This is a genomic window from Lentibacillus juripiscarius, from assembly GCF_042685205.1.
Lineage (GTDB): Bacteria > Bacillota > Bacilli > Bacillales > Amphibacillaceae > Lentibacillus > Lentibacillus juripiscarius.
This window is the reverse complement of the sequence record NZ_JBHUNA010000012.1, coordinates 1-752: the sequence shown is the minus strand read 5'-3', so window position 1 is coordinate 752 and position 752 is coordinate 1. Positions and strand designations below refer to the sequence as shown.

Annotated in this window: 1 protein-coding gene; it reads right to left on the bottom strand. The window is 34.0% G+C overall.

Going from position 1 to position 752, the window contains the following annotated elements; all coding sequences use genetic code 11:
- Positions 1 to 137: 137 nt before the first annotated feature.
- A complete protein-coding gene (locus ACFSUO_RS06750) occupies positions 138 to 428 on the bottom strand; it encodes a DNA-binding protein (RefSeq protein ID WP_382392389.1) in 291 nt (96 codons plus the stop codon).
- Positions 429 to 752 lie beyond the last annotated feature (324 nt).

Genomic DNA, 752 nt, shown 5'->3' with positions numbered 1-752 from the left:
ATCATTCATAATCTTGACACAATGTTAATTGCTTGACTTTTACTTGAAATTTTTATGCAACGCTAGTGTTATTTTTCCGAACAAGGACAAATTTTTCATACGTACACCTCCACCTGAGCACTAGCTACAAGGCGATATTAATCTCCTAATTTCATTAACCACTCGCGAAGTCTCTGTTTAGGATAGTAAACTTCACCATTTAATTTGATATGCGGCACATTCGGATAATCCCGAAGTAACATTTCTGCATCCTTCTTTGATACTCCCATGAAATGATGAACATCACTATGTTTAATTAATTCATGCTCATCATTCCCAAATATACTTTCCATCGAGTCTATCGCTCTTGGATTTTGGAAATTCTTCAGACCTTCACCTACAAAATAACCTGCCGCTGCAATTCCCAGGGCTAATAAGGTAAAATCCATTTCATTCACCACCTTAGTTACATACGCTATACCGTTCCAGCCGATTTCTTATTTATGAGTTTTTCAATGTTCTTGAAAATAAGATTAAAAATGAGAATCAGTACATTAATTCATTATAATTATTCATTACCCTTTAAAATACTGCCAACAAATTATTTCTACAAAGTCATTTGAAATTCCTTTATTTATTATATGAATGAAACAACCTAAAGTTTTCTTTTATCTAAAACCTGACTTGATGTATAGCACCAATTAATAATAGAGTAGGGTAACCTTTCTCAAGGCTACCCCCTCATCAAACCGCACGTGCCCTATTAAGGCATA

Coding starts and splice junctions, on each gene's coding strand:
- ACFSUO_RS06750 (WP_382392389.1), bottom strand. CDS start 428: ATGGATTTTACCTTATTAGCCCTGGGAATTGCAGCGGCAGGTTATTTT.